This is a genomic window from Rhizobium sp. No.120 (assembly GCF_054558365.1).
On sequence record NZ_BAAJNQ010000038.1, the window covers coordinates 1 to 6,200 of the forward strand.

7 protein-coding genes are annotated in these 6,200 nt (G+C 60.0%); 2 read left to right on the top strand and 5 right to left on the bottom strand.

Annotated elements, in window-relative coordinates; translation table 11 throughout:
* The coding region (locus tag ACYJRZ_RS31690; RefSeq protein WP_459465469.1) for a hypothetical protein at nucleotides 1-189 on the top strand (189 nt) is incomplete at its 5' end.
* A 242-nt stretch (nucleotides 190-431) separates the two neighbouring features.
* The gene (locus ACYJRZ_RS31695) at nucleotides 432-1,424 is read left to right on the top strand and encodes an alginate lyase family protein (RefSeq protein ID WP_459465471.1); all 993 of its coding nucleotides are present in this window, start codon (nucleotides 432-434) and stop codon (nucleotides 1,422-1,424) included.
* Between the two features lie 121 nt (nucleotides 1,425-1,545).
* Here ACYJRZ_RS31695 and ACYJRZ_RS31700 read toward each other — a convergent pair whose 3' ends face one another.
* The 5 genes from ACYJRZ_RS31700 to ACYJRZ_RS31720 all read right to left on the bottom strand — a co-directional run.
* Nucleotides 1,546-2,112 carry an invasion associated locus B family protein gene (locus ACYJRZ_RS31700; protein WP_459465473.1) on the bottom strand — a complete coding sequence of 189 codons (567 nt, stop codon included), beginning with the start codon at nucleotides 2,110-2,112 and terminating at the stop codon, nucleotides 1,546-1,548.
* 133 nt (nucleotides 2,113-2,245) lie between these two features.
* Nucleotides 2,246-2,719 (bottom strand): DUF4189 domain-containing protein, encoded by a 474-nt coding sequence (locus ACYJRZ_RS31705; RefSeq protein ID WP_459465475.1) that lies wholly within the window; start codon nucleotides 2,717-2,719, stop codon nucleotides 2,246-2,248.
* Nucleotides 2,720-2,721: 2 nt separating this feature from the next.
* Complete coding sequence (locus ACYJRZ_RS31710; protein ID WP_459465477.1) at nucleotides 2,722-3,411, bottom strand: hypothetical protein; 690 nt, start codon at nucleotides 3,409-3,411, stop codon at nucleotides 2,722-2,724.
* Nucleotides 3,412-3,424: 13 nt separating this feature from the next.
* Nucleotides 3,425-4,000 (bottom strand): invasion associated locus B family protein, encoded by a 576-nt coding sequence (locus tag ACYJRZ_RS31715; RefSeq protein ID WP_459465479.1) that lies wholly within the window; start codon nucleotides 3,998-4,000, stop codon nucleotides 3,425-3,427.
* A 7-nt stretch (nucleotides 4,001-4,007) separates the two neighbouring features.
* The coding region (locus ACYJRZ_RS31720) for a YadA-like family protein (protein ID WP_459465481.1) at nucleotides 4,008-6,200 on the bottom strand (2,193 nt) is incomplete at its 5' end.

Below are 6,200 nucleotides of genomic sequence, written 5' to 3' on the forward strand. Positions count from 1 at the left end.
GGGCTTAGGCAGCCCAAGCCGAGCATCGAATTTCCCAACCAGAGGCAGCATGTCCGAAGCATTCACACGCTCTACTCTGAAAAGCGTCACTCTCCGCAATCGCATTGCCGTTCCGCCGATGTCGGTTCCCTGGCAACGCTGTCACTAATCCAATCAACGTCAGCGGCATTCATGGGAATGCTGGCCTGAAATTCCGTTTTGATTCAGAGGAGTAAAGCGCTTTTGGGGGTCTTTGCTACCTAATGCCGCTTACCTGCGCCCATAACGTACGGGTATGACCCGGCCAGGCGCCTACTTGGGCAGTGAAGAATTTTTATAAGTCGAGCGACAGGTTCCGATCGCTCATCCGTTCAAACAGCGCAAGATCTGGCGCTGGCCCCGAAGCCGCATTGATATCGCGGCAGACTTTGGCTTGAGAACGGAAAGCGAGAATGGCTGCATCATTCGAAATGCTATTAGGCCTGAAGCGGTTATATCCAGCAATACTTCTCGGCATGTTCATTGCCTGTACGCTTCCAATTGCCGCGCGCGCAGAAGCCTGCAAAGTCCCGCCGGCAATGTCCGCTATCGATCCGCCGGGATTCTACGATGATCCGGACGGCTATGGGAGGGCGATAAAGCCTCTGCATGCCTTCATCGAGCAGGTGAATAAGGCGGCCGACAGCGGCGACAAGGCATGCGTGGTCACACTTCTGGACAGCTGGGCTCGCGCAAATGCCTTGATGGGCTCGATCAACGGCTATCAGGGATATTTTGAGCGCTCATGGGCAGGAACCGATTTTGCTCTGGCCCTGCTGAGGTTCTTTCCACAATCGAAGAATGATGCGCCTGCTGTTTCTCCGGCTATCTCGAAATGGCTTATCGAAATCGCAACTTCCACGCGGGATGCGAATGCCATCAACCATCTGCACAACAATCTGGTTTACTGGGCAGGCCTGAATCTCACGGCCATAGGAACGCTGGCGAAACGGCCCGATCTGATTAATGCGGGCATTGCCCGTGCGCGCGAAGGCATCAAGGATATCCAGGAGAACGGCACGCTGGAGCGCGAGCTGAAACGCGGCGACCGAGCGCTTCACTACCATAATTTTGCGCTCATCCCGCTGGTCTTCACTGCGGAGTTGGCTGAAGCGCGGCATGTTGACCTTTATTCAGGAAATAACGGCGCCATTCGGCGTCTGGCAAATCTGGTGATCGAAGCCGTACTCGATCCAAGTAGCTTCTCAGCCTATTCTTCGACGCCGCAACATCTTTTTCCCTGGACTTTTGCCGGCGATCTCGCCTGGATGGAGCCATACGAGGCTCGCTTCCATGATCCGCGATTGACAGCCCTCATCGCTCGGCGTCGGCCGTTCATCAACCCAAGGCTTGGCGGCAACGTAACAATTGCCTGGAGCGGAGGCCCGGTAATAGGACGTCCCTAGCGACGTTGCGAGGATGATTGCGCAATGCCCATGAGCCCAAGGAAACTGAAATCCGGCGTCCGGCAAAGCTGGGTTTGCCGAAATTGCGACCGGGAGCAGGCCGCCCAACCACGAGACGCATCTATCGGCTGGCCAATGCAACAACGCGATCAGCAGCCGCGGAAAAGCCTTGCAGAGACACCTGGAAGCCAAGGGCATTACCGCCATCGGCAACAACCTTGAGGTTCAAGCGGGAACCGGTTCGCAATTTGGCAAGCGTCGGAGCATCGATCGGAAGCAAGGCTATGCAGCCGTTCGGCAGGCAGGTGCGAAAGCGCACCGGCTTCAGGGGCGGCTGATCGTCGATATTCGGGGTGACGCCCGAGTCGAGGACAATTCCGAACGGCAGCAGCAGCGTTGCAAGCGCACTGCCGTCGGGACGCATCTGCATTTCGACGGCAAGCAGTCTTTGCCCATTCTGCTGGGTTTGATCCTGCGAGAGCGCACAAGACGCCGCCTTGTCTCGCTGATTGCACGCAACATGCCAGTCCTGATAGGTCTCCTGCAGGCTGGATGCGCCATTCGGCAGAGCCGATTGGGCAAAGGCCGAAGGCGCGGGCGTCAGAGCAAAGCTCGCGGAGATGAAGGCGAGCACCGCATAAGATATGCGGCCGATGGTCAGAGATGAAATGAATGCGGATTTTGACAAGGGATAAGATCTCTCAACTTGAAACATGACCTCGCGCAATCGGTTCCGCAAAAGGCCAGGATGACAGGCTAGCGCCGGCGGCCGCCTTTTGACGTGAACTGGCACGTACAAAGGCGGTCATGCTCGGGAGCGTTCAGGTACACACCCACTCCCGCACGCTGCAGCGGGAGCCGGAGCTCTCGCAGGCCTTGAGCGCGAGGTCTTCGGCTTCGCGGCGCGTCGGTGCCGAATTCGCGCTCCACGGCGTGACGCGCTTGCCGCCTTCCTTGCTAATGGCAAGCGCACCGCAATGATTGTATGGAAAGCCGGTCTTATCGTCGTCATCCCAGTGGCGATGATTGCGGAAGACGCTGACCACGACACAGCTCTTGCCCTTATCCCGCTCACAATGCTTGAGGGCGATATCCATCGCTTCCTGACGCTTATCGGCGCCCCAGAAGAAGCCGTATTTTTCATCAGGCGCGGAATAGGCGATAGCTGCCCATATGCCGCGCTCCTCGGGCGGGGGAGCCGGCGGCTGCTCTGTGGTAAAGAGATCGGCAGCCCAGGGATGGGCGGTGGAGACAAGAAGCATTCCCATCGCGGCAATCGCGGATTTCAGTCTCATTTTTAGCTCCCTTGCTTTCCTGCTGCCGAAGCCACGGATATGACGACGCAGCCGCTTCCTGTCGGCAAAAGCATCGCATCACCGCCATCGTTGCCGAGCTGGTAGACACCGACCTGGTCGAGATTGTTGACGAGCTTGCTTCCATTCGGGAACTTGGCCGAAACTTCCGGGCAAGACATCGTGAACGGTGCAACGCGAACCATTGATCCTTCACAGCCGGATGCGACGGGCGCTGCAAATACGATGCCGGCGGCCGGACCGCTATAGCCCTGCGTGGCATAGTTCATGCCGACAAGTGCCTGTACGGCATGCTTGTCGGCTGCCTCTTTGTTCCACACCGATTGGACATTGTACTGCGTGCCATTGGTTAACAACTGCCCGAGGACCGGGAAAATCGTCGAACAGGAATGCAGGCCGGCCTGCTTGGCATGCTGCAGGAACGGCGTATCGGGCAGCACCTGATTGGCATCGTTCGCGGCCGCAACTGCGGGCTGGGAGAGAAGGTTGCCCAGGACATCATATCGGAAGGCGGCATAGCCGCCCGCGGCGGCGATTGCGATGGCCAGAACCGAAAGGGCGGCGGTTTTTCGCCAGCTTCGCTTCGGCTTGATTTGCTCGCCCGCCAGGTTTTGAGTTGCGGCGTCCTTGGTGTTTCGCGACATGATGCGATCGTGAATTGATTGCTGGGTCATTGAAATCCATCCGTCACTTTATCGCCTTAACCGCTGTGGAAAGGCCTTTGAGATTTGCGGTCACGCTGATCGTTCTCCCGTCCGCGGTCGGATAGGAAACCGTTGGCGCCGTATTCTTGGAAATCTGCTCGCGCAGTGCCGGTCCGACCGGCAGCATGCCGACGCATACCGTGTTGTTGCAACCGTTGAACCGGACCTGTATCGGCTCCTTGCGGCCCTCGAATTGCAACAGGATACCGCCGTCGCTTTTGGCAATCGGGGCCGCACGCAAGATCATGTAGGGATCGCCCTTTTTCGTCGCAGCGAGCGACCAGCTGAATGCGACCTGCCCCGCCTCGTTCTCGATGATCTGGGTAACGTTGCAGACCCGCTGGCGAATTTTGAGATTTTCGTCGCAGATCAGCGTCCAGTTTTCGAAGGGACGAATGGTCCGCTGATAATCGCCAGGCTTCACTTCCGGAGGAACGACGACTTCGGACGGCTTTATGCGATACGTCGGAGAGGCAGCCTCCTGTCCGGCCGCAATCGAGCCGAACAGGAGCACGCACATCAGGAAAGTCGGGACGCCGAGAAGCGCTCCTTTGACCATGACAGGCTCAATTCAGAGTGAAGCTGAGGCCAGCGCCGACGCCCACCTGTCCGCCGGCTGCCGTACCTGACAGATTCGCCCGGACCCGGCCGTTCTCGCTGGTGTATCCGGCACCGAAGGCCAAGGCACCCTCGCCTCTCCACACGCCACCACCGACGGCCACGCTCACCTTACCGGGGCGGTCGTCATAGCGAAGCGATGCCGCGGCAAGTCCAATCGCGGCTGCCTGTCTTGCTTCCGACCGTACGTCTCCGAGTTCTCGATTCAGCTGCCCGAACTTCTGGTCCGTATAGTTGTTGGCGGAAGCCAGCGTAGTGGCGGCGGCCGTATCCGTGTAGGATTTTACCTGGGTGATGCTGTCGCCCAACTGGGCGACGTTCACGGCATCCGTGGGAGCGACGCCCTTGCCGACGTTGGAAATGACCACCGGCGCATTCACGTCACCGCCCTGCAGCGTAATGCTGTTCTTCTTGCTGCCATCGGGATTGAGGTCATAGGTGACGGCGTTCTTGGTGATCGTGCCGACCCCCGTCTGCAGGCTATCGATCGCCTGATTGGTCGCATAGAGCTGCGAGCCGTTGATGGCGTCGGTGCTGTCGGAAGAAATACGGCCGGCAGCGACGTTCGTGATGGTTCTTTCCGCCCCCTGGGAGCCCACACTGACGGTACCGACCGGCGTGGTGCCGGCAAAGTCGTAATGCTGGCCTTGAATGGTAGTGCCCGAGGTACCGACGGCCGCCTGCGTTGACGAACCGGAGCCCAAGGCCACGTCATTAGCATTATTGGCCTGCGCGCCCTGGCCGAGCGCGACCGCACCCTGCCCTGTCGCCGCAGATCCAAGCCCTGCTGCCAGGCTGCTCACGCCGCTGGCGACACTCTGTGGACCGATCGCAACGCTATCCGTGCCGCTGGCAATGGAATCGGCCAGCGTTGAGTTGGCGTGGAAATATTTGATGCCGCCGCCATTCATGATGTTGGTCAGCGAGTTGTCGACCGCACCGAAGGCATCATAGACCGTATTGTAGTTGTTGCCCTGGATATTGTAGGTCGGGCCGGTGATCGATCCATCCGGATTGATCGTCGTGTTGCCGCCGATCAGGTTGGTAACGTTGGTGCCGAGCCCCTTGAGCTGGCTGACATTCACCGCGTCGGTGTCAGCCGAACCGGCTGCCAGATTGGTCAGCTTGCGTTCCGAGCCGGCCGAGCCGATCGACACTTCGCCGACGGAGGTCTGCGGGCTCGTAAGCGCGAAGCCGGTGTAGCCGGTTTGAGCGCCCACGCTCGTCACCGATTGCGCGCCGAGAGCGACGCTGTTGATGTTGTTGGCCTGCGCGCCGGCACCGAGCGCTACCGATTGGACGCCCGCAGCCAGCGAGTTCGTACCGAGGGCTACGCCGTCGGCCAGCATGACATGGGCATTCTGGCCGATGGCCGTACCGCCCGGAGCAACCTGGTCGACGACTGCGCCATTACCGATACCGATGCCGTTGTCGCCATTGACTACCGTCGTCGGGCCGACGGCCACCGACTCTGCGCCGACAGCAAGCGAGTCACCGGCGGTCGAGTTCGCATGGAAGTACTTGCTCGGCGTCGTCGCCACCGAAGCGATGGCGCCCTGGAGCTGACGAACGGTGACGGCGTCCTGCGCGTTGGTGCCATCGGCAACATTGATGATCTGTCGATAGGCCGTGCTCGAGCCGACCGAAACGGCGCCCAGCAGGGTCTTGTCCGTCGTATTGTACTGGATGAAATTCGTCGGCCCAGCCGCGATCTGGCCCGTTGCCGGTGCGAGGGCGCGATCGGAAACCGAGTCGGAACCGAGGGCGACGCCGCCGACGATGGTGGCCTGGCTTTGTCTTCCAAGTGCCAGGGCATCGCCTGCCGTAGCGGTCGCGTTGTAGCCGACCGCGGTGGAACCGACGCCCTGAGCCGAGGAGTCGCTGACGGCGAGCGTGCTGTCATTGGTGCGCACATATCGGATGCCCTTACCGTTTGCATCGGTATAGGTCGTCGATGTGTCACCGGCGAGATTGTTGATCGTATTGCCGAGATTGGTCAGGTTGCCGTTGATGGTGGTGACCGTCGTGCCGAGAGCATCGACCGCCTGGTTGGTGGCGAAGAGCTGCGAACCGTTGACGGCATCGGTGGACGAGCCGCTGATCCGGCCCGCCGCCACGTTGGTGATGGTGCGCTCGGCGCC

Coding starts and splice junctions, on each gene's coding strand:
- ACYJRZ_RS31695 (WP_459465471.1), top strand. CDS start 432: ATGGCTGCATCATTCGAAATGCTATTAGGCCTGAAGCGGTTATATCCA.
- ACYJRZ_RS31705 (WP_459465475.1), bottom strand. CDS start 2,719: ATGAGACTGAAATCCGCGATTGCCGCGATGGGAATGCTTCTTGTCTCC.
- ACYJRZ_RS31710 (WP_459465477.1), bottom strand. CDS start 3,411: ATGACCCAGCAATCAATTCACGATCGCATCATGTCGCGAAACACCAAG.
- ACYJRZ_RS31715 (WP_459465479.1), bottom strand. CDS start 4,000: ATGGTCAAAGGAGCGCTTCTCGGCGTCCCGACTTTCCTGATGTGCGTG.